Genomic DNA, 24,873 nt, shown 5'->3' with positions numbered 1-24,873 from the left:
AGGCTCTCGGTCGGCCACCGGCGCCTATGGCAGGTACTTTGCGGCAGTTGAACACGTCGTTGACACGTACGGTTAGCTCAATGATCAGGTCTTCGGGCCTCCCGGTAGTAGGGTTGTAGCGCATGGGCTTTAGTTTTCGGTTTGATTGATCTAGAAAACGCAATCTTCTCGAGATGAAAGCCGATCGTTCTTTAAAGGCACAACGGCGGTGGGAACCTTATTGTTCAGAGTTTTGAATTAAGCTCTGTGTATGAAAGAAACAATCGATACAGGAATTGCTTTCGTTTCTACGCTGGATCCCGTTGCTGGTAAAGGCACACGTCACAACATCGAAGAGCGAGACTAATGTCCGAAGTAGAGGAAGTCATCCGTTTCTCGCGGTCTTTTTTGCGTCAGATTGATCTGGATGCCGAAGAACGCACCTACAAGCTCGACTTTGCTAAAGGGGCCAGGGAAGCCCGTCAACAACTTATGGATGGCCATCAACAGTGGTTCGAAACTCTGCGACGCGCGGTTTCTAGGACGACTCTCGTCAATCAATACTTCATGATGGCGCTTATCAAAGCCTCTAATGAAAAACCTGACGCATTGCGCACCGCCGTTCTAGATTTCTGGGTTGATCCCGTATCTCCGGACAAGCTAGACAAACTGGAGTCGGATCTTAGAACTCTGAATCCACAACGACTCTCGGCTGGTGGAGCAATCGGGTTTGGGGCATTATTACTCATGGCAGTTTCCCCAACTACTTATGTTCCGTTTCGAGCGCGACGGACAGCCGAGTTTATCCGGTTGTTGGGACGGGAACCACTCAAATCAAGTGCACCTGCGAGCGCACGCTACGAGCAAGTCCTAGAAATCTTGGACGAGCTGGTCGAACAAGCTCAGTCTGCGGGCCTTTCCATCCGGGACCGTCTCGATGCCCAAGGGCTCATGTGGACACTCACCAACACGGACCCCGACTCCACATGGCCCACAGATGAAGCCCAAGCTTTTCACCGTTGGCGCGGAGACGAGTCTGTTTCAACACCGTCCTATGTCCGGGGGCCAGGGAAGTCTCCTGCTACCGAGAATGCCGCTTGGAAGATTCTGGAACCGGGGCTGCTCGGCGAGGTTTCCCCAATTGACGGCGTAACATCGACTTGGTCGACGTCCGCATCGTCCAGTCTCCTGCAGACACGGGAGAGCCAAGACGCAGTCGACGCCGGAGGATTCCTCAATCGGCTTGAGGCCCAGTTGGCGGATTCGTCCAATGATGTTTATCTGTTGGCCGCGGAAATGGCGTACTTGCAGTGCATTGCGCTGTCCAACATCGGGGCGGACAAAAAGGCGGAGCGGATCAATACGATCTTGGGATGGTCCCCGGATGGGCCATCAGAGCTCCCGCTTGAACTTGCGGAGGCACTGGGAGCCCCTGGCTCTTTCCACGGAGGCATGGGCTTCAACATGCACATTGCTGCCCATATCGGTTGGCTATTGCGATTCGTCAAGCATATCCGGAGCGTCTCACCGGCTGAGCTGGATGCTGCCTTGTCAAGCCCATGGACTTGGTTGGAACTGACAGCTGCCGTTCCGGACGATGTGCCCGCCATCCGCTATACGATCGACTATCTCGTATGGCCAAATNACCTCCCACCAGTCGTTGCCAAGGAGGACCGCAAGAAGATCCGCGATGCCTTTGTCCATCTTCTCGGAGGACCACGCGGCAACACCGAGCTCGATATCGCACAGGACCTTCACGATATCCGCCAAATTCACGACGGAGAATCGGGCCAATACACCGAATGGTACGCGGAACCCTACAAGTCGCAATGGCAGAATCTCGCAGGAACCGTACGGAAAGCGTGGCTCGTTCGCCAATCCCAGACTGGCAACCCCATGGCTGAGACCTGGCAGGCTGAAGGCATAGTTACCCTCCCCGCGCAGACGCTGGGCCAGGAAATCATTGGCCATGATTTCGAGTCAGTTCTCTCCTCAGTCAAGGACGTTTACGGCCACATTAACCTGGCGGACCAGAAAGACAAGGCCAAAGAACTTCATCGGTTCGCCAGCCAAATGGACAAAGGCGATCTAGTCATCGCCCCATGGGAAGAAGTACTACTCGTCGGCACCGTTGACAGCGAAGCATACGTCGGAGATTTTCACGGCAACAAGCTTTGCCGCACTGTCGACTGGCATCCGGAGGCCGTTCCCAACGCGGATCTCCCGGATCCGCTTCCTCGCCTGCTCGGCGAGCCCGGCGGAATCGTGGACGTCACGGAGGCCCTGCTTGCTATCGATACCTGGCGAAAGCGCCCCACCACGAGCAGCGGGGAAAACCCTGGTACTTCGGGAGGAGGAACACTCAAGCCACGTCTCGACGTCGTGCCACAGCTGAAAAACGCCAGCGATGAACTGGCAGAAAAGCTGCATGTCGAGCGGCACGATCTGCAGGAAATGATCGATCTGCTCAGAACACGTCGGCAGATCGTCCTGTATGGCCCGCCGGGGACAGGCAAGACATTCATTGGCAAACATCTGGCCCGCTATTTGGCCGGAACTGAGCATGCCGAGCACGTTCAGATCGTACAATTCCATCCGTCTTATTCCTACGAGGACTTTTTCGAAGGCTTCCGTCCTAGCGCACCAGCCAACGGGCAGGTCGGGTTCGATCTGCAGCCTGGCCCACTGCGTCGGCTCGCCAAATTGGCGAGCCAACCAGGCAACGAGGACAAGCCGTTCTTCCTGCTGATCGATGAGATGAACCGTGGAAATCTGGCTAAGGTCTTCGGTGAGCTGTATTTCCTACTGGAATACCGCAAGGACAGCATCCGCCTGCAGTACAGCCCGGACGAGGACTTCACCTTGCCGCCCAACTTGTTCATCATCGGCACGATGAACACCGCAGACCGTTCCATCGCGATGGTGGATGCGGCTATCCGCCGCCGCTTCGCTTTCGTTGAACTTCATCCGCAAGACGGGATCGTCAAGGATGTCCTCGGGCGTTTCCTGAGCGCCAACGGACGGCCAGCACTGGCCGCTGACTTACTTGATGCACTCAACGAGGAACTTGGGTCAGACAAGCGTGATCTGGCAGTGGGTCCGTCCTACTTGATGAAGGAAGATGCCCTGGATGCCACGGGATTGCGGCGAGTATGGAAGTACGAGTTGCTGCCCTTGCTCGAGGAGTATCATTTTGGCGAACTTGACCGAGAGCAAGTCCACGAACGTTTTTCCCTGGATGCGTTGCTCCTTGCAATGGGCCGTTCCCTTGACGAGCTGCAGGTTACGAATGACCTGGACGCCGACTAATGCTGAAGGCACCCACCCGCCACATCGTGCTCGATGAACTGGCGTTTGACTCCGATCCCTTGGAGCTCGATGAGGACACGCGCTTAGCGTTGGAAGACACCAAGTTAGTCGTCGTCAGGAGTGCGGGGCACGGCCAGTGGAAGCTTTTACCGAATGGCTTTGTCGGAGCTGTCCAAATCGATGATCTCCTAATCGAAGTCAAGCCCAAAGACAAAGTTGGAATTTCCCAGATCCTGTTCCTCCTCAGCTATGCCAAAGACCCCGGGTTCCTGCCGCAAAATGTCGAAGCGGAAACGACAGGCGATTTATGGGCCGCGTTGGGTGAAACTCTGGCGCGGCTTGGAGAGCGGGCAACCTCGCGGGGCGTACTCCAGGGATATGTCTCGCAGGATGAAGCGTTGCGGACTGTGCGTGGCCGGATCCGTATGTCGGATCAGGCCACGCGCAGACCAGGCTTCATGTTCCCGATCGAGGTAACCCACGACGAATACACAATCGACATTCCTGAGAATCGGATCTTGCGAGCGGCCGTGCGCCGTATGCTAGTAGTGCCCAAACTAGACGAAGAAGTACGCAGACGACTTTTGCACCTTGACCGGAAGTTGGCAGACGTATCATCGTTAGTCACAGGCGACCGGCTCCCACGATGGACACCATCACGATTGAACGCCGCCTACGTGCCTGCGTTACGCATCGCCGAGGTGGTACTGAGGAATATGGTGGCCGAGGCTTCCTTGGGGAAGCTCCATGTCGCTTCCTTCGTGGTGAACATGGCCAAAGTATTCGAGGATTTCGTGACAATGGCACTGACCGAAGCGTTACGGAAATATCCGGGACGCACTATATCGCAATACAAGACGTACATGGACGAACCTTGTTCTGACGGTACACCGCGTATTGTTCTGAAGCCGGACGTCGTTCATTTCGTTGACGGAGAGCCAACATTAATCTTTGATGCGAAGTACAAAGCAGCATCAACCAACGGACAGTATCCGAACGCGGACCACTACCAAATGTTGGCCTATGCGACCGCCATGGGCAGGTCCGACGCGTGGCTTATCTACGCGGGTTCAGGAACCCCAACTCGACGCCGAGTCCGCAATTCCGACATTTCCGTCCACGAATATCCTATTGATCTGTCTGGGCGGCCATCTGAAGTACTTGCCAGAGTAGAGTCCATTGCACAACGCTCGTTTGAAACAACATTCATTTCTAATCATCCAAGTCACTAGATGGATTTACTATAGATGAGCATCGATCTGAGAAGCGTATGGAGAGTGGGCGACGCCATGCTTGAGCTGGTCGATTTGAAGAAGTTTGACAATGGAAAATTGAATTTTGCTGCAAGCCAAGCAAGTCGCCGAGTCCTACCGGCGCAATCGGCAGCACCTTCAGCCCTGGGAACCAGCCCGTCCCGCCGAATTCTTTACCGAAGCCCACCAGGCGGCAAGCCTCGCCGCAGCCGCAGAAGCGCAGCGGAGCGGATTAGCCTTCCCTTTCGGGCTCTTCGAGCACAAGGAGCTCATCGGTCGCTTCAACATCAGCGGCGTGGTCCGCGGCGCATTCCAAAGCGCCAGCTTGGGCTACTGGATCGATCATGAGCACACCGGCCGCGGCCTGGCTTCCCGAGCCGTGGCCGCCTTGCGCACCGCAGCGCTCAACGACCTGGGGCTGCACCGGCTGGAAGCCAGCACGCTCCTCCGCAATTACGGGTCGCAGCGCGTTCTCGAGAAGAACGGCTTCGTCCGCATCGGGATGGCACCGAACTACCTGAAGATCGCAGGACGCTGGCAGGACCATTACCTCTACCAGGCGACCTTGCACGATTAGCCGGCGTCCAGCTCCGTCGATTCCGAAGTCGACTAGTTATTTTGTGAAACACCGCACTTTTGGCTGTTTTGGTTATTGCTCCCGGAAAATCTCGTGTAAAGTTATTCAAGTCGTCAAGACGGCAAGCAATTGAATAAGCGCCCATAGCTCAGCTGGATAGAGCGTCTGTCTACGGAACAGAAGGTCAGGGGTTCGAATCCCTTTGGGCGCACAAATTGAAATTCCCACTCATTCGAGTGGGAATTTTTTGCTATACCTGCTGATTCAACGCAGGCACCGCGATGGATCCGCGATGGACTAGTGCGAGGCGCGCAGCACCAATTTCGTGTCCATGATGCTCCACTCGGGCACCTGTTCCCCGTTGATGCGCTTGATCAGCAGCTCCGCCATGACCTCGCCCTGGCGCTCCGGGTTCTGCGCAATGGTCGTCAACGGCGGGGTCGAGCTCCGCGCGAAGGAATCATCATCGACCGACGTGACCGAAATGTCCTCGGGAACTTTCACGCCGGCCTCGGCCAGGGCCTGCAGGGCGCCGAAGCCCATCTGGGCGCTGGCGGCAAACAGGCCGTCGACCGCGAGATTAGCATCCAGCAGCTGCTGCATGATGCGCCGTCCGCTCGCCGGGGTGAAGTCGCCGATCTCGATAGCTACAGGTTCCAGCCCGGCGTCCTCAACCGCCTGCCTGAATCCCACCAGCCGGTCCAGACCCGCACCCATGTCCTGCGGCCCGGCAATCGTTGCCAGCTTGGTGCGGCCCTGGCCAATGACGACCTCCGTCGCCTGCCTGGCGGCGGCAATGTTGTCGATATCGACAACATAGATGTCCTTCTCGTCGGTGCTCATGGTGCGCCCGCCATAGACCATGGGCAGCACGTTTCCGAGATCAGCATAGGAGCGGTCATCTGCGTGGTGCGAAAGCACCAGTGCGCCATCCACGTTGCCGCCTTGCAGGTAGCGGGTGGTCTTTGCCGGATCCGCTTCGGTGGACAGCAGCAAGGTGAGCATGAATTCGGTGCCGGCCAGGTACCGGGCCACGCCCTGGACCACCTTGGCGAAGTAGGGATCGGCAAAGAACTTCGCGGTGTTCTCGGGGACAACCAGGGCAACGGAATTGGTCCGGCCCTGCGCGAGGGAACGGGCAGCGCGGTTGGGCACATAATTCAATTCGCGGATCGCCAATTCAACGGCCTTGCGGGCCGCGGGCTTCACCCGATCCGAGCCGTTGACCACGCGGGAAACCGTGGCGCGCGAGACACCTGCGCGTTCTGCCACCAACTCTAGGGTCGGCTTCGGACTGCGCGCTTCGTGCATGCTCATGTTCTGTACCCAGGTGCCTTGCAGTAGTTCGTCGTGGAAACGCGATGGTGGCCCGCAGCACCGGCAGCGGGCTGCGGGCCACCATGCTCAGGTGTTATGCCATTGTACGGTTCGCGGCAATCAACCCCGCGTAGGTCCGGCCGCTTTTCTTGATCGTCCGCTCCTGGGTCTGGTAATCGACGTGGATGATCCCGAAGCGCTTGGCGTAGCCCCAGGCCCATTCGAAATTGTCCAGCAAGGACCAGACAAAGTAGCCGCGGACATCCACCCCATCGGCAATCGCGCGGGCGACGGCATCAAGGTGGTTGAGGATGTATTCCTCTCGTTCGGTGTCTTCGATGGTTCCCGCCTCGGTGACCGTATCCGTGTAGGCCGCGCCATTCTCCGTGATGTACAGCGCCGGCATATTGCTGTAGTCGCGCTTCAGGCGCTTCAGCAGCACGCGCAGTCCCTCGGGATTCACCTCCCAGCCCATGGCCGTGCGCGGCAGGTCGCGGGCCGGGAAGCTCACGTACTCGCTGCCGACAAATGGCGAGGCCTTCGGTGAATCGGTGGGCACGATGGCCGGCGGCTGGCCGGCTGGCAGCGGATGCCCCGAGACGTTGTCGTCGTGGTAGTGGTTCACGCCCAGGAAGTCGATTGGCTGCGCGATGATCTCAAGGTCCCCGGGCTCGATGGCTTCGGCCAGCCCCAGTCCCTTGACGTCCTCGAGCAGGTCTTCCGGGTAGGCACCGCGCAGGATCGGATCCAGGTACATGCGGTTCCACAGCGCGTCGATGCGGCGCGCTGCTTCCAGGTCCACCGGATCCTTCGGGTCGTTCGGCACCGCGTTGGTCAGGTTCAGCGTGATGCCGATCTGCTCGGCGCCCAGTTCGCGCAGCCGGGATGCGGCCAGCCCGTGGGCCAGGTGCTGGTGGTGCACCGCGGCCAGCGCGGCCTCGGGCTCCTGGCGTCCCGGGGCATGCTCGCCGGCGGCGTAGCCGATCAGCGAGGAGCACAGCGGTTCGTTGAAGGTCGTCCAGTGCTTCACCCGGTCGCCGAGCTTTGCATGCACCGCTTCGGCGTAGTCGAGGAACTTGTACGCGGTCTCCCGGTTGGCCCAGCCGCCGCGCTCCTCCAGCGCCTGCGGCAGATCCCAGTGGTACAGGGTCAGCCACGGCAGGATGCCGTTTTCCAGCAGCTCGTCGACCAGCCGCGAGTAGAAGTCCAGGCCCTCGGGGTTCACCGTGCGCCCGCCGGGAACGATGCGCGCCCAGCTGGTGGAGAAGCGGTAGGAGTCCAGGCCCAGTTCGCGCATCAGCTGCACGTCTTCGCGGTAGCGGTGGTAGTGGTCCACCGCGACATCGAGATTATCGCCCCCGGCGATGGCCCCCTGCTTGCGGGCGAAGGCGTCCCAGACGGAATCCTCCTTGCCGTAGGAATGCGCCGCCCCTTCGATCTGGGCTGCCGCGGTGGCCGAGCCCCACAAGAAGTCCTTCGGCCATGCGAATTGCTGGGATAGGTGGTTCATCATCAGCCCTTTACAGCTCCTGCCATAATTCCGGATACAAGTTGCTTGCCTGCAAGAATGAAAAGCACCAGCAGCGGGATCGTCGCCATCAAGGCTCCGCTCATCACGATGGTGTAGTCAACGTATCGTGCAGACTGCAGCTGGCTCAACGCCACCTGCAAGGTCGGGTTCTGCGGCGCCACCAGCATCGGCCACAGGTAGTCGGTCCACGCGGTCATGAAGGTGAACAGCGACAGGATCGCCATCGCGGGCCGGGCCGCTGGAACACCGACATGCCAGAAGGTGCCGATCATGGAGGCACCATCCACGCGCGCGGCCTCGATCAGCTCATCGGGGATGTTCTCCACCAGGTACTGGCGCATGAAGAAGACGCCGAAGGCGGTGACCAGGGTCGGGATGATGACGGCTCCCAGCGAGCCGGTCCAGCCGAATTGCTTCATCATCATGAACATCGGGATGATGCCCAGCTGGGTGGGCACGGCCAGGGTGGCGATCACGAAGACCAGCAGCCCCTGGCGTCCACGGAAGCGCAGCTTGGCGAAGGCGTAGCCTGCCAGGGTGGAGAATGACACCACAGAGAAGGTGATCACTGAGGAGACGATGATGCTGTTTCCCAGGGCCGCCCAGAAATCGATCGAGTCCAGCACTTCGGCCACATTGGTCCAGAAGTGCCCGCCGGGCAGCAGCGGCGGGTAGGCCGAGGCGAACACCCCGCCGGTGGAGGAGCCGATGACGAAGCTGTACCACAGCGGGTAGGTGCTGCCGATGAGGAAGGCCAGCAGGATTCCGTAGGTGAGGAAGCCCGGGCGGCGATCCATGGAGAAGTTCTTGCCGCGGCGCTTGGGCGCAGGCGCCTGGCGTGCGGGGCGTTGGATGGTTGCGCTACTCATGTGCTGCACTTCCGCTCTGCATTCCGTTGGCTTGCTTGGCCGCTGCGGCTTCGGCCCGGGCCGACGCGCGGCGTGCCGCCCGGGTTCTGCCTGTGCCGCGCGCGCCCTTCTTGTCGGCCGAGGAGGCGATGGATCCGGAGATCAGGAAATTGATCACGCCGATCACGATGATGATCAGGAAGAGCATCCAGGCCACGGCCGAGGCGCGGCCGAAGTCCCCGCGGTTGAACGCCAGGTCCCAGAGGTAGAGCACGGTGGTCTGGTACTGGCGGTCGGGGCCGCCGGGAACCGAGCTGCTGGGGTTGAACAGCTTCGGTTCGGTGAAGATCTGCAGTCCGCCGATGGTGGCGGTGATGATCACGAAGATCATCGTGGGGCGGATGCTGGGCAGGGTAATCGAGAAGAACCGGCGGATCGCGCCGGCGCCGTCGATGGCCGCCGATTCGTGCAGCTCGCGGGGCACCGCCTGCATGGCGGCCAGCAGGATCAGTGCGTTGTACCCGGTCCAGCGCCAGTTCACCATGGTCGCAATCGCCGCATGCGAGGCGAAGACGTCGGTCTTCCACGCGATCGGGTCGAGGTTCACGGCGGCCAGCAGGTTGTTCAGCACACCGTATTGCTCATCGAAGGCCGAGGAGAAAATCAGCGTGACCGCCACCGGGGTGACCACGTAGGGAACCAGCACGCTCATCCGCCAGAAGGTCTTGGCGCGGATGTTCTGGTCCAGCATGGCAGCGATGAACGTCGCAATCACCAGCTGCGGGATGGCCGAGAGCAGGAAGATGCTGAAGGTGTTGAACAGGGAATTCCAGAACAGCGGGGAGGACAGTTCGGCTCGGTAGTTTTTCAGCCCCACCCAGTCACCGGCTCCACCTAGCAGGTCCCAGTCGTTGATTGATACCACGAAGGTGTAGATCAGTGGGAAGAGCCCAACCAGCGCGAAGAGGATGAAAAAGGGCGAGATATAAAGGTATGGGGAGTACTTAAAATCCAGTCGGCCACGCAGGTGCTGGCGTCGCATTTTGCGTTCTGCCTTGGCTTCCTGCAGCCTTTCTGGGGTGGGCGTACTGGGTTTTTCGGCCCGTAGTTTCGGCCGTGACATGGGTGTCGTGGTGCTCATCGGTGTCTTCTTTTCTGCTGCAGTTGCGCTCCGTGGGGCCAGGTCAGTGATGAACGCTGACCCCACAGGGCGCTATGTCGGCCAATCCGATTACTTGATTTCCAGTTCCTGCAGCGTTGACAGAGCCGTGTTCCACGCGGTGTCCCCGTCAGTGCCCTTGTCAATGGCGATAGTTGCTGGACCGAAGACCTGCTCCTGAATCACCGAATCATCCGCGCCCTTGTACTGTGCCTTTACGCCCTCGGCACGGTTCGAGAGAATTTCACCGATCGGTGCACCATTGAAGAACTTGGTCAGGTCGTTCTCACCGGTCACAGCCTTGGACTTCTGTGCTTCGTTGTTGCTTGGGAAGGCTCCTGCTTCTTCGAAGGAAGTCGCCTGCGAGGTGGCGTTGGTCAGGTACTGCGCGAGCTTGGCCGCCTCAGCGGGATGCTTGGAAGTGCTCGGCACCGTCAGGAATGCACCGCCCCAGTTGGCTGCGCCGCCAGGGAAGACATCGGCAAAGTCCCAACCGTCCGATGCGTCGCCACCGGCGCCTTCAACCTGACCCTTGACGTTGCCCAACATCCAGCCTGGGCATGGCATCACTGCGAAGGAGCCGTCGACAAATGCTTGTCCCTTGCCCCAGTCCCATTGGGTCTGCGCCGAGGACAGGCCCTTGGACGCTGCAGCCGACAGTTGATCCCACCGCTCACGCAGTGCGGTGTTTCCCTCAATGTTCAGTGAGCCATCAGCCTTGTAGTAGCCTTCATCGAGCTGGTTGACCATGGCGTTCCAGACGAAGCCGGACTGGTCATAGAAGGCCTTGTCGGTTTTCTTCACGTAGTCCTCGCCCACGGAGAAGAAGTCATCCCACGTCGAGTCGGCGCCGCCGAAGAGTTCGGCAACCTGTTCACGATCGCTGGGCAGACCGGCTGCCTTGAAGAGCTTGCTGTTGTAGCACAGGCCCATTGGTCCGATGTCGGTGCCGTAGCCGATGGTGCGACCATCGGCGTCGGTGGCCTGCTGTACTTTCCAGTCCACCCAGTCGCCGGCGATATCTTTGGCACCGTATTCGTTGAGGTCGGTGAAGCTATCTGAAACGGTCATGACTTGGCCGAGCCAGCCTTCTTCCACAGCTTGAACATCCGGCAGGCCTGCGCCCGCGGCTTGTTTGGTTTTCCAGTCGGTCAGTGCGTTGCCACCGGTGTCGATGTTGGTGGCTTCAATGGTGATGCCTGGGTTATCGGCTTCGTACTGCTTGTACAGAGGATCCAAACCCTGGGTGCCGAAGGTGGTGATGGTCAGGGTGACAGGATTATCCGCGGAGGCTGGCTGGGCGGCGTCCTTGCTATCGCCCGATGCGCAGCCTGCTGCGAGCAGGGCAATACTTGAGCTCAGGGCTACAACCTTGGCTAGCCGAGCTGTTCGTGAGGGGTTCACGGTGACTCCATTCAAGTCTTGTTTGTGCGAGTGAGGTGAGACCAACATATTTTGAGAGCGCTCTCAAAATGTGGCAAAAATATGAGGGTTCTTCCTGAACCCCATTTGCCATAGCAATGACAGCAACTCCGCTTAGCTATTTTGTGAGCGCTCTCACAAAACTTCTTCCATAATTCTCCACAATGGATTCTGCTTGTCAACCCTTAACGAAAGAATCGGCCAGACAACTGCCCCATTTGGAGTTGCCTGGCCGATAAAACTAGCTGAAACTAGCCCTTCTTGTTCAACTGCAATCCAACCAGAACCGGATCATGATCCGATGAACGGTACTGGTTCGAGCTAAACAGGTTGGTGATGTTGTAGTTGTAGCGGCTGTATTCATAGCCGACGGATTCGATGGCGTTGATATTCCAGATATCCTGCCCGGTGACCTTGGAAGCCAGCTCTGGGGAAGCCAGAATGTGATCCAAGGAACCGCTCAGCCCACCATAAACGTAGCTCTGCGAGTCAGCCTTGGCACCGAGATCAACGTAGCCCGCCTCGGCGAGCACTCGAATTGGATCTTCGGCAGCGTAGGAATTGAAGTCGCCAGCGAGCAAGACCTTCTGGGTGTTGCGTGACTTCTTCAGCTGATCAGCAAAACTGACCAGCGCCTTAGCCTGATCTACTCGATCGGCGTTCCAGGCACCCTGGCCATCGCCGGAGTCAGCGTTGCCCGAACCGTCTTTCGGGTCTGAGCCCTTCGACTTGAAGTGATTGGCTACGACCACAAAACGAGTCTTCTGATTTCCGCCGACCTTCTGGAAGGCTTGACCCAGTGGTTCGCGCGCATTGTCAAAGGCCTCGTCTTCGAGAATGACCGATTCGCCGATCGGCTTCACAGCTTTGTTGCGGTAGATGATCGCGGTGCGGATCACGTCTTCATCAGCCGGGGTAGCATCCGGGCTTGGGACAAATTTCCAGATCTTTGAACCGGCTGCCGAATTCAACTGATCAACCAGATGAGCTAGGGCAGCATCACGATCCTGACCAAAACGGGCCGAGTTTTCAATTTCTTCAAGTACCACGACATCCGCGGTAAATTGGCTCAACGCAGCAACAATTTTGGACTGCTGACGTTCAAAACTGGCCTGGTTGGCAGCTCCACGAGCGTCGCATCCTTGACGGACGGTCACTGGATTACCTTCGCGGTCCGAGTAGTAGCTGCAATCGGAAAGTTCATCGCCGGTAGTGGTGAAGTAGTTCAGTACGTTGAAGCTGCCTACGGACACGTTGCCGCCGACATCCTGTGGGGCACTATTATCGATCTGCTCAAAGTGCAAGGCGATATCTGCGTCATCGGAGCCGATCACCTGCCCCTGAGGCTGTAGTCGCCACAGGTCATACCGGTAGTCCAGAATCATCGGTCCGGTGAAAGTGGCTTCCGCTCCAACACTGACGCGATGGGCAGAATCAATATATGGCAGGGCAACGGTGGTGTTTTTGGCGGTGCTGAAATTCAAGGTGGCACCATCGTCCACCACGATCGAGCGCTGCTCGTTTTCTTTCCCTAGCTCAGCGGCCTGCGCACTGCCCGGAGCAAAGACGTCGGTGGGCTGACGCAGCAGCTTTTCGCCTGGGAGGATCGAGCTTGTTCCCATGGCTAGGGTCAGTTCACCATATTGGTTCAGCGAATAGTTATCCGAGACAGTGAACTCACCCTGAGGTTCAATGAGCATGGATTCGATCTGCTCGCGCCCGGCTTCGTCGCTAGGCAAGGTGATGGCCAATGGCTTAATGCTTTCGGCCGGCTCACTCAGGGACTTCACACTCTGGGCTTTGATCTGGGTGAGCCCGTAGTACTCACTGACCGTTCCAGAGACCTGCAGGTGGTCCCCGACCTCAACTGAAGCTACATCGTCCGGGGCGTAAATGAACACCGCCGAGCTTCCTTCTGTTGGAATCTGTACCCCACTGCCGGCGCTTTGTAGGTAGAATCCGCGAATTCCACCCTCTGCATAGGCGGCGGTCACCACGCCACGCACGGTGGTCTTTTGGCCGACCAATGGGGAGGTATCCCCCGTACCTTGCACCTGCTCGATGGGGGTGATCTCCACCGTGTCAGCCTGAGCTGCGGTGAAGGTGGATGCAACAACAGCCCCGGACAGCAGAACTGCCGCAATACTGGTAGTTCGTCTCTTGCTCATAGTTTCCCTCGGTTGATGATCGTTGGGCGGTAGTCAGAACCGCCAATGGCGACTAGGCTTCGAGGTAATCAGAGTTCAGTGAACTACTCGTGAACTCCACACCGCGTTTATAAGGCTTAGCCAAGAACCATCCAAGAGCATCAAGCGGTTTACGTCTAGACGTGATTAAAGGAATATTTTCCCTATTTGAACTGACCGGTCAGTTCAAATAGTCTTGTTTTGTGCTTATCGCAGATTCAGTTTCCGTCAAGGGACGCCACGATTTACTGGTGTCCCCCACCTCGCTTCAAGTAACTCGCGGAGAGGTACACCTTGTGGTGGCCGACCCGCAAATCTCACGTACCGCCTTGGCCCTAGCCCTGAGCGGGCGCATGAAACCATCTACGGGGACCGTCTCGTGGGGTCACGCTGACTCCCTGAAAACCCTGCGCCAGCACACTGCCCTCCTGGATTCTCCAGAGGTCAACGAACCTGAATCACATATGAAGGTCCGCGATCTCATCGCCGAAGACCTCGCCCTTCTGCCGGGCCCGATCTGGAAAAAACCACGCAATAAAAAGTGGACGGCACTGCACGGATTCGATGATGTGGCCAAGGATTGGGCAGATTCCCTAGATCCCGCCCGCCGGTTGGAACTGCAACTTTTACTGGCCGCAGAAGACTCCCGCATCGAACTTATAGTCCTTGACTCCCCTGATCGCCACGACATGCAAGATGATGTCTGGCTGGATCTCCTGCTTGAATTTGCTGGCTCGAACCGCGCATTCGCGATCGTCGCCATTGTCAGTAACGCCCCTTACGAGTGGGATGGACCGATCACTTACCTGGGATCCAACGAGTACGAAGAATTTGAATCACCGGAAGAAGCCACCGCGCTCATCTCCGGAGAACCTCTGGTTGAAGAGCCAGAAGAACCCGAAGAACTAGAAGAGCCCGAAAATTCTGAAGCGCCTGCAGAACTAGACGAACCCGATAAAACAGAGGTTTTGTCGCAAGAATCTGTTCAAGATGAGCTGGATCTAGACGTTCCAGAAACAGTGGAGCCCAAGTCCGCGGAGCAAGAATCCACACCGGCAGAACACAGCGACGCAGTACCAACTGTCGCAGAGGATAGCGACGCGAAGGAAAAAGAATGACCACTTTGCAACTTGCGCTCTCCGAGCTAAAGCGCATGACCCGTGGCACCCTGCCAAAGCTGGCGCTCATCGCGGTGACCTGTGTGCCTCTGCTTTATGGTGCCCTCTACCTCTACGCCAACTGGGACCCCCAGGGAAACTTAGACAAGGTCACCGCGGCCGTCGTTAATCTCGATGACGGCGGGGAAAAGGACGGCAAATTCACCCGTGTCGCCGACGATGTCGTTGAGAACCTCGAAGACGATGGGACCTTCAGCTGGGCGCATCTCGATTCGAGAGACGAAGCCGCCGACGCGGTGGCCAGCGGCAAATACGCCTTCGCCCTCGTTCTACCCGATAATTTCACCGCTGCGCTGCTGTCCCCCGGCGACTTCAAAGATGCCAGCCAGGCCAATATTGAGTTGCTGACCAATGACGCGAATAACTTCATGGTCTCCAACTTCGCACGGACCCTGACCACCTCGGTGCGCACTTCGGTCTCCGAAGAAGTCGGCACCGAAACCGCGTCGGCGATGATCGCCGGCTTTGTAGACATTCACAGCTCTATGGATAAAGCCGCGGACGGCGCACAACAGCTCTACGACGGCACGATCACCCTAGGTGATGGCATCGTGACCCTGGCCGATGGCACCACCAAGCTTGTTGATGGCAGTAGTGAACTCTCCGACGGTGCTGTCCAGCTCAAGGATGGAACCAGCGAACTTTCCAGTGGCCTTTCTCAGCTGGTCACAGGTCAGAAGAAACTGCTCGATGGCAGCAATTCTCTGGCCGATGGCACCGGAGAGCTAGCCACCGGTGCAGATACGCTCAGCGATGGTTTGAGCGCCATGAAATCCAAGACCAAGACCCTGCCAAGCTCGGTCAAACAGCTCAACGATGGCGCCCAGAGCGCCAAGAGCGCTGCCGACCAGTTGGCCACCGGCGCACGTCAAGTCGCCGATGGAAATAAGCAGCTCTCCGACACCGCCGATGACGCCATCTCGGTGATCAACGAGCTGCAGGACGAAACCGACAAGCAACTGCAGAACGTCAAGACCGATACGCAGGCCGAGCTGGACAAGCTGGTGGCCGACGGTGTGTTGACCCAAGAGCAAGCAGACACCATCAAGTCCAAGGTCAGCGATAGCGTGGAGAACTCGACGCTGAGCAACACCTTGAAGAACAAGGTGGACAAGGTCAACACCGGCCTTGCAGGACTGCAAGATAACCTGCACACACTCTCGGATGGTGCCGACAAGGTCGCCGATGGTAACGAACAGCTAGCTACCGGTCTGGGCACCCTTGCCCAGGGCACCAAGACGCTGAACGCTGCGGTACCAAGCCTCGTGGACGGAATTTCCTCGGCCGCTGACGGCTCAGCGAAACTTGCCACCGGCGCGAACAGTGCCCACGACGGTGCCAAGCAGTTGGCCGAAGGCCAGAAGTCCGCACTGACCGGTGCGACCCAGGCCTCCGAGGGTGCCAAGAAGCTGGATTCCGGAGCCGGTTCCCTGGTGACCGGCGCCGACCAGCTCCACAGCGGTTTGGTCCAGCTTTCCGATGGTGTCGGCGATCTGTCCGACGGTACCACCAAGCTCCAAGATGGCTCCAACGAGCTGGCCACGGGCCTGGATGACGGCGTCAAGCAGGTTCCTAACCCCGATAAGAAGACCAGTGAAGAGCTCTCCGATGTGATCGGTAACCCGGTGACGGTGGAGAACACCAAGCAGTCCGAAGCCCAAGTCTATGGTGAGGGTCTAGCCCCATTCTTCATGACGCTGGCGACCTTTATCGGTGTACTGATCCTCACGCAGGTGATGCGCCCCATTACCAAGCGCGCACTGCTGTCCAACGGCAGCAACTGGAAGATCTCGCTCGGTGGTTGGATACCATTCGCGGCCGTTGCCGTGATCCAGACCAGCTTGCTCTACGCAGTGGTGCACTTCGGACTGGGTCTACACACGGCGCACCCATGGATGGCATGGTTCCTTCTGGTACTCGCCGCCCTGTGCTTCAGCGCCCTCATCCAAGGCTGCTTCGCCCTGCTAGGAACTGCCGGCAAGTTTGTGGTGCTCGTCTTGATGGTGCTTCAGCTGGTCACCGCCGGCGGTACCTTCCCGTGGGAGACCCTGCCAGCGCCATTGCACTTCCTGCACCAGATCTTGCCGATGGGTAATGTGGTCGTCGGACTGCGTCACCTGGTGTACGGAGCGGAATTGAATGTGCTCTCCGCGGTCGCAGGCTCATTGCTCATCTACACCGCGATCGGACTCTTGCTGAGCATGCTCGCGGTACGTAAGGGCAAGACCTGGACCCTGAAAACACTGCAGCCGGAGCTGAAAGAATGACAACGCTAACCGGCCAGCGCCGCCGCGTGCGCGCCACGGATTCGAAGGAAAAGCTCTTCGAAGCGGCCATGAGGCTGCTCGGTTCGCGCTCCCCCGAGTCCGTCTCGGTGGACGAGATCGCCGCGGCCGCCGGCGTTTCCAAGGGCACCGTCTACTACAATTTCGGTTCCAAGGACGAGCTGGTCAGCCAGCTGCTCAGCTACGGCGCGCAGAAGCTCATGGGCGAACTGGCACGCGTTGCTTCCGCGGAAGACCCCTACCTGGCGCTGCGCCAGATGCTGGAATTTGCCATGGATTTCGTGGCCAACTACCCGGCCTTCGCCCATCTGTGGATGCAGGAGCAGCTGGATGCCGACACCGCCAATGCATTCGCCGGCACCCCGCTGAATACGCAGGTGACCGGGCTGATCATCGAGGTCCTCGAACGCCTCGTGGTGCTCGCCCCGGAGCAGAAGCTGTCGGTAGCCACCAGCATTTTCGGCGCCGCCTTGTTCACCGCCCGCATGCGCGCCTCGGGACGGACCGATCTGGACCGCGAGCAGACGGTGCGCGCCGTGCTGCTCACCGTGGACGGGCTGCGTGCCACCCGTCCACCAGCCAGCAATTAGGCCCGCGCTTCCCAGCTGGCGGTTTCGCTGATGCCCGGCAGTTCGCCGCTGAAGATCAGCACCCCGGGATAGTCGTTGAGCAGTTCGGCCACCGTGGCATAGGCAGCATCGGGCAGGCGGGCCAGCAGCGAATCGAGCACCAGCAACGGCGGTTCGCGCAATAACGCCCGCGCCACCAGCAGCGACGCCTGCTGCGCGGAATTCAGCGGTTCTCCGCCCCGGCGCAAGCGGGTTTCCTCCGCATCGGGCAGGTGGGCCATCTGCAGCCCGCAGGTTTCCGCCAGTGCCACTGCCTTGCGCAGCGACGCGCCCGGATGGCGGTAGCGCAGCGCGCGGGCAACGCTGCCGCGCTCGGGAACCATGGACTCCAATGCGGCGCCGATCAGCTTGCGGCGGCCGGTCGTAGGCAAATCCTCGCTTCGCCCCTCGGCGATCCACACCCCGGCCTGCGGGTCGGCGTCATGCGCCAGGCTGCCAGTGGCGATGGCCGCGAGCAATGCGGCGCAGTCCCCCTGGTTTCCGCGCACCGCGATGCGCTGCCCGGGCTGGGCGCGCAGCGTGGGGAAATTCCCGGCCATCGATTCCGGAAGCTGGATGCGCACTGAGGACGACTGGAGCATCAGCTCCTTGGCATCGCGGGTGCTCACCGGCGATGCTTCGCTGGCCTGCCAGCGATCCTGCTCGGCCAACAGCGGCGCGATGATGCGCCGGCCAGCCTTGTAATTCTGCCTGTACTCCACCACGCGGCCCCATTCGCCCAGGGTTCCCGCGCAGATTCCCATCAGCGTCAGCGCGGTCGCCACGGCGGCTGCCGGAAGCTGCGCCTGCGCGGCCGCGGCCACGAGAAGCGCAGTACCCAGCAGCGGAATGGCCAACGCTCCGCCGCGCAGGGCTGCGGCGAACCGGGCGCGATGCACGGACGCGTCAACCACCTTCTGCGAGGTGTCCTGCACCCTTTGCACCTCCCGCTCGATGCCGCCGCCGGCGGCAATCGCGGTCCGTGCGGCCACGGAATCGGCAATGCGCGCGGCCAGGTTCCCGCGGTGCCGGCGCAAGGTCCGGGCGCTGAGGAACGTTCCGCCGGCCAGGCCCGCCAGCAAGATGCCTTCCAGCACCAGTGTCACGGCCAGGCTGAGAGCCAGCAGCGGATGCAAGAACCACAGGCCCGCACCGCTGACCAGCAGCAGCGGCAGGCCGGCCACCAGGGGGACCATGCCCTGCACTATCCAGTTGCGGATCGAGGACAGGTCGTTGGTGGAACGGGCGATGGTGATGCCCATGGACGGTCCGCGGGCGCTGCGCAAAGCGTGGGCTACCAGCCCGCGGCGCAGCTGGGCCACATAGTGCTGGCCCAGCTTTTCGGCCAGCACCCGTTCAGCGTATTTGGCCAGGAAGAAACAGCCGACCAGGCCCAGCACCGCGGCTAGCGCCCCGGCGCTGAGGCTGGCCGAGAGCTGCCCGATCAGCCAGCCAATGGCAATCGAGAGCAGGCCGGCGAGAACGCCTAGGCTGAGCAGTCCGGCCAGGAGCATCCGCCGGCCGGGCGCTACCAGTGGCGGCAGGCGCTCGGGCTGGGCCACCGGCGCGGCGGCGGTCTTCTGGTCCAGCATTGCGGCTCCTAGCGGGTTGGCAGCAGCGCGGCGGCCACCTCGGCCTGGCACAGGTCGAAGGTCCCGATGACCGGGGTGGCCAGCTGCGCCTGGGCTTCCTTCGCGGCCAGCGGGGAGGCGGTGAGCACTCCGGACACCGCGGCAACGTCCAGGCCTGCTTCGCGCAGGATGCGTTCGCCGGCCAGCGCGCCTAGCGCGTCCTGGGCGCTGAACAGCACGCGGTCCACGTGCTCGGAGAAGACCGGGTCGAGCAGCAAGCGGGAGGTTTCGCCCTGGAACAGGCCGTCGGCGATCTCGATGACCACTGCGTCCGCGCCGGTGGCGCTCTGCTCGCGGATCATCGCCACCAGCAGGTCGCGGACGGTTTCGTAGTCCAGGCGGTAGGTGGTCGGGAAGCCGAAGTCGGTGAAGTCGCAGACGCTGAAGGCGCCGGCATCGGTGAACAGGTCCGGGTCGTTGCCTGCTCCGGTGCCGGTGGCCTTGCCTGCGGCAACTGCCATGCCGGAGTTGACCAGGCCGTTGACCAGGCATCCGAGCGTGGTGGACTTGCCGGAGTTCATCGAGGTGCCCAGCACCGCGATCACCGGCGGGCGCTGGGCGCCGGCCTGCGCCGGGCGCGGGGAATCGTCCTCGATGCCCAGCGGTGCGAAGTCCGCCAGGTTCGCGACCTTGCCGTGGCGCATCAGCAGGCCGGTTGGCTGCAGCTGGGTCGCCATGTCGATCGCGGCGTGCTGCTCGATGACTTCGCTGGCGATGCCGCCGCCGGCCACCAGCTGGCAGGGGCCCAGGTTCTGCGGCACATGGGCAAGGAACTGGTCCGGTGCGTAGCGGTCGCCGTAGGCGACCATGATCTCCTGGCCGACGAACATCAGCTGGCGGCGGGAAACCGGGGACTGCAGGCGCGTGTGCTTGCCCAGCTCGGTGACGGTGGCAATCACGACGTCGCCGGCACGAGGCGCCATGTTCGCGCGGCGCACGACCTGGAAATCCTGGGGGTTGCGCTGCAGCTCGGCTGCGACAAAGCGGGTGGTGTAGGCGGCGCGGATGGTGCGAGCACGCTGTGCATCGATCTGCTGCTGCACTTCATTGCGGGCTGCGGTGGTCTGCGTGGGAAGCGATTCTGCGATGATGGCCATTTGCCTGTTCCTCTTTCACTGTTTCCGGCCTGCGGTTGCCGTGTGCCGGTGCTGGCTGTGCTGCCAACGATTCCTAGTGAAACGAGCAATAGTGAACTCAAAGTGAACGGTTCATGAGACGACGAGGTGGATTCGATGAGAGGGTTATCATCTGCTTCTCATACATCCAGATCATCACTTATTTACATGCTGACTAGTGCGTTAGAAAAATCTTGATGAGACTTCTCTCATGCAGGCCGAGGTGCGGTGAAATGTGTGACGCGCGCATCACGGGCATCCAAATGCGAGTACGGGTGCGAAGTTTCCAGCACCGTGGTTCCCAGGGTCGGATAGTTCATCGCCAGCTCGTAGACGGCTTCTTCATCCGAGTCCATAGCGGCCAAGCGCAACGCCAATTCCTGCAGCACCGGCTGATGCCCGATCACCAGCAGGCAGCTGACCGTATCCGGGACCTCATTGATGATGGAGCACAGCTGGGAGACGCCCGCGGTGAAGATGCGCGAGTCGATGTAGGGGGTTGGACCCTTTTCACCAAGCTCGGACAGCACCCACGCGCAGGTGGCGCGCGCACGCAGCGCATCGGAGCAGATGATGTAGTCCGGGATCAGGCCATTCTCTACAAGCCAGGCTCCGGCGGCGGGAGCCTCGCGGTGGCCGCGGGCTGCCAGCGGCCGGTCGTGATCCGCGACGCCTAGCGGGTAGTCGGCCTTGGCGTGGCGCATCAGAATGAGCTTGCGGGAGTGAATGGTGTTCATTGTCCCAGCTTAAGACAGCAGTGGCGGGCAAACCGAACCCGGTTTGCCCGCCACTGCTGTCAGCAACTGCTAGATGGAGTATTCCGGAGCAGCCCAGACGACCACTTCTGGGTGCTCGTAGAAGCGGTAGCCCTGCCCGCGCACGGTTCGCACGGTGTTGGCCAGGCGTCCCAGCTTCGAACGCAGGCGACGGATATGCACGTCGATGGTGCGTTCATTGGGGACTTCTTCGGCGTTGCGCCACAGGTTTTCCAGCAGCTCTTCACGGCCTACGGTGCGGGTGCCGTTTTCCACGAGGAAGTTCAGCAGCTCGAATTCCTTGAAGGTCAGGTTCAGGGTTTCGCCATCCAGGTAGACTTCGCGGCGCGAGAGGTCAATCAGCACACCCGATGGGCGCGGGGTGGATGGGCGGGCTTCAGCGCGAGGCCGGCGGGAAATCGTCGGGTCGCCCAGTGCCTGGCGAACAACATCGATTGGCTCGCCCTGCGCACTGGTTGGTGCCAGCGCTACGGCGGCGTGGGTCTGTGCCTGCGGCGACAGGGTGGCCAGGAAGGCGCGCACCTGGGTGGCAAGCTTGCCCAGCGAGGTGCCCTGCGCCTGGGCTGCGGTTTCATCCAGGCCTACGTAGAGCACGAAGCCGCGTGCTGAGGTATCGGCGCTCGGCTGGCCGGTTGGCTGCACTGGAGCCTGAGCTGGCTGATGCGATGCATCACGAGTTTCATGAACATTGGAAACTGCGCGCAGTGGGCGATAGCCCGCTGGTGCATAGTTGCCAGAAGCTGCACGCTGGGCAGCTGCTGCGCGGTTCTGCGCATTGCGAATTGAAACGTGGACGTATCCGGAACCAGCCGACATAATCTTTTTCCTCTTTTAGTGCGAAGGCCAAGTGGTTTGGCGCTCATGCTTCGGGTTTTGCTTGCGCTGTCCGCGGCCTTCGTCCACGTTCAGCAGTTGGGTTTCCCGTCAATAACACCCAAAATCCGGATTGCGAATCACTCGCAATTCGATCTGGACGCCAAGGACGCCGAGCATTCGTTGAGAACAATCACGGGCAATTCGAGGTCGTTATTCGAGGTGCCTTTGCTGTTCTGCGCCGTACTCACACCTCTAGTTTCCTCGTAACATTGACAACTTGCAAGTAACAATGGACACCCGTGTCCACATAGTGAGACAAATGTTTCCAAACGTGACGCACGCCACTTTAGGCAATTCTGGACTGCCTAAGCGCTTAACTAAACAATATGCTCAAGCTATCAATTGAACTTCGTCATTTCGCCTAGTCCATTCAGAGGCCTGAATATCCATTCATCACTCCCGCTTGTCCACACTTCAATCATTCGTCGTTCTTAGGGGTTGACCAAATTAACCACTATCGGTTTCGGTTTTCTCCGCATAAAATCGACTTGCAGTCATAGCTTGCACACAGCAAAAACATATTCTCGGCCCATGGCAATAGGACAAGCTGATAAACATGAATGAATCTCGATTTTCACCTTCGCAATTGCCTCGGCTGACCCACCCTGACGGCACGGCAATCAAAGTTCTCGTGGTCGATGATGAACCTTCGCTGGCAGAATTGGTCGCCATGGGAACCCGCATGCTCGGCTGGGAAGCCACGATGGCCCACGATGGGCCGGAAGCAGTGGCGACCGCCCGCTCCTTGGCCCCTGACGTCCTGGTCCTCGACTGGATGCTGCCCGGATTCGACGGCCCGGAAGTGCTGCGCAAGGTGCGCACCCATTTCCCGGAGATCCCAGTTCTCTTCCTGACCGCCAAGGACGCGGTCGAGGATCGCATCGAAGGCCTGGGCGCCGGTGCAGACGACTATGTCGCCAAGCCCTTCAGCCTCGAAGAGGTCCTGATCCGGTTGCACCGGCTCGTGGAACGTTCAGGCGCGGCCACCGCGGATTCCGCTGAACTAGTAGTTGGCGACCTGGTGCTGAACATGGACTCGCACGATGTCTCGCGTGCAGGCCGCGAAATCTCGCTGACCGCCACCGAATTCGATCTGCTCAGCTACCTGATGAGCAATGCCCGACGTGTGGTGTCCAAGTCGCAGATCCTGGACAACGTCTGGCACTACGATTTCGACGGGCAGGCGAACATCGTCGAGTTGTACATCTCGTACCTGCGCAAGAAGATCGATGTTGATGCCGAGCCGATGATCCATACCGTGCGTGGTGTCGGCTACGTGCTGAAGCCGGCTGCATGAGTTTCTTTTCCCCGAATACCAGGGTGAGCTCGCCGCACGCGCTGCAACGCAAGCTGCTGCTCATCCTGCTGACCTCGGTCACCGCAGTATCCGTATTGCTCGGCCTGCTCTACAACGCCGGCATGCGCCAGACGTTGATGGACCAGCTCAACAGCCAGCTGCGGCTCACCACCGAACGCGCGCTGAATTATTCGCAGGGCGCGCCAGCGGTGAACTCCCGATTGGATGCCCCGGGCCAGGCGGCCGGCACGCTGACCGCCCGATTCGTCGACAAGTACGTCTTCAACGGCGGCGTGCTGGATGAACGCACCGGCGAACTGAAGCAGCTGAGCCAGGAAGATGCCATCCCGATGGTGGATCTCGAACTGAGCACGTTGCGTGCCGGAGGGCAGTTCAAGCCGGTACGCGCCCACCTGACCGTGGGAGACTACTACCTGGTCGCCGTGAAGGACTCCGGCTCCAACGGCATCCTGATCGTCGGTTTGCCCCTGCACGGCACCGATCTGGCGCTGCGCGGCATGGCGTGGCTGACGCTGTTCATTGCCTTGATCCTGATCGCCGGTGCAGGCCTGGCCGGCTCATGGCTCATCTCGCGTTCGCTGGCCTCGCTCAAGCGTGTGGCCGCCGTGGCAGGTTCGGTCGCCGCCGAAGATCTCGATTCGGGCAAAGTGGACCTGACCCAGCGTGTGCCCGCACGCGATGCCATCCCCGGCACCGAGGTGGGCAATGTCGGCAATGCGCTGAATGCGATGATCAGCAACGTCGCCACAGCCCTGACCGCCCGCGAGAAATCCCAGGCCCAGATGCGCCAGTTCGTCGCCGATGCCTCGCACGAGCTGCGCACGCCGCTCTCGGCGATCCGCGGCTACACCGAACTGCTCTCCGCTACCGAGCATTTCTCCCCAGACGGGCAGCGCTCGGTGGATCGGGTGCTGCAGCAAAGCAGCCGAATGAGCTCGCTGGTGGAGAATCTGCTGCTGCTGGCCCGCCTGGACGAAGAGAATGCTTTCAAGCGCAGCAAGATCGATTTGTGCTCGCTCACCGCGGATATCACCGAAGACTTCAAGCTCACCGCGAGCGACCACCATTGGGAGTTCGACTGCCAGGCCCCGCAGACCTTCGTCTACGGCGATTCGTCCTCGTTGCGGCGGGTGATTACCAATCTCCTGGCCAATGCACGCAAGCACACGACCGCCGGGAACACCGTCACCGTATCGGTGGATCGCGACGAGGACGCCGATGAAGCCGTCATCCGGGTGCACGACACCGGCGAAGGCATTGCCCCCGAATTCCTCCCCCGGGTATTCGAGCGTTTCACCCGCGCCGACAAGGCGCGCTCCGGCTCCGATGGCACCACCGGGCTGGGCCTGCCGATCGCCAAGAGCATCGTCGAAGCCCATGGCGGCAGCATTACGGTGGCGTCCACGCCGGGAGACACCGTCTTCGAGGTCCGCCTGCCGCTGGACGAACCCGAAACCGATGAAGAAACGCCGGAGGCTGCGGTGTAATCACCGCAGCCTCCGGGC

At 60.3% G+C, this 24,873-nt stretch carries 18 protein-coding genes and 1 tRNA gene; 9 read left to right on the top strand and 10 right to left on the bottom strand.

What is annotated here, in order from left to right; genetic code table 11:
* The first annotated feature begins 1,875 nt into the window (after positions 1 to 1,875).
* The 4 genes from EKH49_RS17205 to EKH49_RS14420 all read left to right on the top strand — a co-directional run bounded on the left by EKH49_RS17205 (position 1,876) and on the right by EKH49_RS14420 (position 5,329).
* Entirely contained in the window at positions 1,876 to 3,288 is a 1,413-nt protein-coding gene (locus EKH49_RS17205; protein ID WP_442903513.1) for an AAA family ATPase, read from the top strand.
* The gene (locus EKH49_RS14430) at positions 3,288 to 4,520 is read left to right on the top strand and encodes an McrC family protein (RefSeq protein WP_128471389.1); all 1,233 of its coding nucleotides are present in this window, start codon (positions 3,288 to 3,290) and stop codon (positions 4,518 to 4,520) included. Before EKH49_RS17205 ends, EKH49_RS14430 begins: the two co-directional genes overlap by 1 nt.
* Positions 4,521 to 4,626: 106 nt before the next feature.
* Positions 4,627 to 5,118: a GNAT family N-acetyltransferase gene (locus tag EKH49_RS14425; protein ID WP_236641179.1), complete on the top strand. Its 492-nt coding sequence runs from the start codon at positions 4,627 to 4,629 to the stop codon at positions 5,116 to 5,118.
* Between the two features lie 137 nt (positions 5,119 to 5,255).
* A tRNA-Arg gene (locus EKH49_RS14420) sits at positions 5,256 to 5,329 on the top strand.
* A gap of 86 nt (positions 5,330 to 5,415) precedes the next feature.
* On the opposite strand, the gene EKH49_RS14415 is transcribed toward EKH49_RS14420, so the two are convergent.
* From EKH49_RS14415 to EKH49_RS14390, 6 genes are all read right to left on the bottom strand, one after another.
* Complete coding sequence (locus EKH49_RS14415) at positions 5,416 to 6,435, bottom strand: LacI family DNA-binding transcriptional regulator (RefSeq protein ID WP_128471387.1); 1,020 nt, start codon at positions 6,433 to 6,435, stop codon at positions 5,416 to 5,418.
* Between the two features lie 94 nt (positions 6,436 to 6,529).
* A complete protein-coding gene (locus EKH49_RS14410; RefSeq protein WP_128471386.1) occupies positions 6,530 to 7,948 on the bottom strand; it encodes a GH1 family beta-glucosidase in 1,419 nt (472 codons plus the stop codon).
* Positions 7,948 to 8,835, bottom strand: coding sequence for a carbohydrate ABC transporter permease (locus tag EKH49_RS14405; protein WP_201739622.1), 888 nt, complete (start codon positions 8,833 to 8,835; stop codon positions 7,948 to 7,950). Before EKH49_RS14405 ends, EKH49_RS14410 begins: the two co-directional genes overlap by 1 nt.
* Positions 8,828 to 9,955 carry a carbohydrate ABC transporter permease gene (locus tag EKH49_RS14400; protein WP_128471385.1) on the bottom strand — a complete coding sequence of 376 codons (1,128 nt, stop codon included), beginning with the start codon at positions 9,953 to 9,955 and terminating at the stop codon, positions 8,828 to 8,830. The genes EKH49_RS14405 and EKH49_RS14400 overlap by 8 nt, the downstream gene beginning before the upstream one ends.
* A gap of 90 nt (positions 9,956 to 10,045) precedes the next feature.
* Positions 10,046 to 11,377, bottom strand: coding sequence for an ABC transporter substrate-binding protein (locus EKH49_RS14395; RefSeq protein WP_236641177.1), 1,332 nt, complete (start codon positions 11,375 to 11,377; stop codon positions 10,046 to 10,048).
* A gap of 269 nt (positions 11,378 to 11,646) precedes the next feature.
* A complete protein-coding gene (locus EKH49_RS14390) occupies positions 11,647 to 13,563 on the bottom strand; it encodes an ExeM/NucH family extracellular endonuclease (RefSeq protein ID WP_128471383.1) in 1,917 nt (638 codons plus the stop codon).
* A 221-nt stretch (positions 13,564 to 13,784) separates the two neighbouring features.
* On the opposite strand from EKH49_RS14390, the gene EKH49_RS14385 reads away from it, so the two are divergent.
* From EKH49_RS14385 to EKH49_RS14375, 3 genes are read left to right on the top strand one after another with little or no spacing between them, the layout of a single operon-like run.
* Complete coding sequence (locus EKH49_RS14385) at positions 13,785 to 14,699, top strand: ABC transporter ATP-binding protein (RefSeq protein WP_128471382.1); 915 nt, start codon at positions 13,785 to 13,787, stop codon at positions 14,697 to 14,699.
* A complete protein-coding gene (locus EKH49_RS14380; protein WP_128471381.1) occupies positions 14,696 to 17,026 on the top strand; it encodes a YhgE/Pip domain-containing protein in 2,331 nt (776 codons plus the stop codon). Before EKH49_RS14385 ends, EKH49_RS14380 begins: the two co-directional genes overlap by 4 nt.
* Entirely contained in the window at positions 17,023 to 17,634 is a 612-nt protein-coding gene (locus EKH49_RS14375) for a TetR/AcrR family transcriptional regulator (RefSeq protein ID WP_128471380.1), read from the top strand. The genes EKH49_RS14380 and EKH49_RS14375 overlap by 4 nt, the downstream gene beginning before the upstream one ends.
* On the opposite strand, the gene EKH49_RS14370 is transcribed toward EKH49_RS14375, so the two are convergent.
* The 4 genes from EKH49_RS14370 to EKH49_RS14355 all read right to left on the bottom strand — a co-directional run bounded on the left by EKH49_RS14370 (position 17,631) and on the right by EKH49_RS14355 (position 21,990).
* A complete protein-coding gene (locus tag EKH49_RS14370; protein ID WP_128471379.1) occupies positions 17,631 to 19,244 on the bottom strand; it encodes an ABC transporter transmembrane domain-containing protein in 1,614 nt (537 codons plus the stop codon). The genes EKH49_RS14375 and EKH49_RS14370 overlap by 4 nt on opposite strands.
* Positions 19,245 to 19,252: 8 nt before the next feature.
* Entirely contained in the window at positions 19,253 to 20,380 is a 1,128-nt protein-coding gene (locus EKH49_RS14365; RefSeq protein WP_128471378.1) for a DUF1611 domain-containing protein, read from the bottom strand.
* A gap of 227 nt (positions 20,381 to 20,607) precedes the next feature.
* Positions 20,608 to 21,135 carry a SixA phosphatase family protein gene (locus EKH49_RS14360; protein WP_066144017.1) on the bottom strand — a complete coding sequence of 176 codons (528 nt, stop codon included), beginning with the start codon at positions 21,133 to 21,135 and terminating at the stop codon, positions 20,608 to 20,610.
* A gap of 69 nt (positions 21,136 to 21,204) precedes the next feature.
* Positions 21,205 to 21,990 carry a winged helix-turn-helix domain-containing protein gene (locus EKH49_RS14355; RefSeq protein WP_066144014.1) on the bottom strand — a complete coding sequence of 262 codons (786 nt, stop codon included), beginning with the start codon at positions 21,988 to 21,990 and terminating at the stop codon, positions 21,205 to 21,207.
* Positions 21,991 to 22,606: 616 nt separating this feature from the next.
* On the opposite strand from EKH49_RS14355, the gene EKH49_RS14350 reads away from it, so the two are divergent.
* Together EKH49_RS14350 and EKH49_RS14345 are read left to right on the top strand one after the other, a co-directional pair.
* Positions 22,607 to 23,347: a response regulator transcription factor gene (locus EKH49_RS14350; protein ID WP_038992352.1), complete on the top strand. Its 741-nt coding sequence runs from the start codon at positions 22,607 to 22,609 to the stop codon at positions 23,345 to 23,347.
* Complete coding sequence (locus EKH49_RS14345; protein WP_128471377.1) at positions 23,344 to 24,855, top strand: sensor histidine kinase; 1,512 nt, start codon at positions 23,344 to 23,346, stop codon at positions 24,853 to 24,855. The genes EKH49_RS14350 and EKH49_RS14345 overlap by 4 nt, the downstream gene beginning before the upstream one ends.
* The last annotated feature ends 18 nt before the right edge of the window (positions 24,856 to 24,873 follow it).

This window comes from Glutamicibacter sp. HZAU, from assembly GCF_004100365.1.
In the GTDB taxonomy this organism is placed as follows: domain Bacteria; phylum Actinomycetota; class Actinomycetes; order Actinomycetales; family Micrococcaceae; genus Glutamicibacter; species Glutamicibacter nicotianae.
Note: the sequence above shows the minus strand (reverse complement) of the source record. Positions and strands in the feature narration are given on the sequence as shown.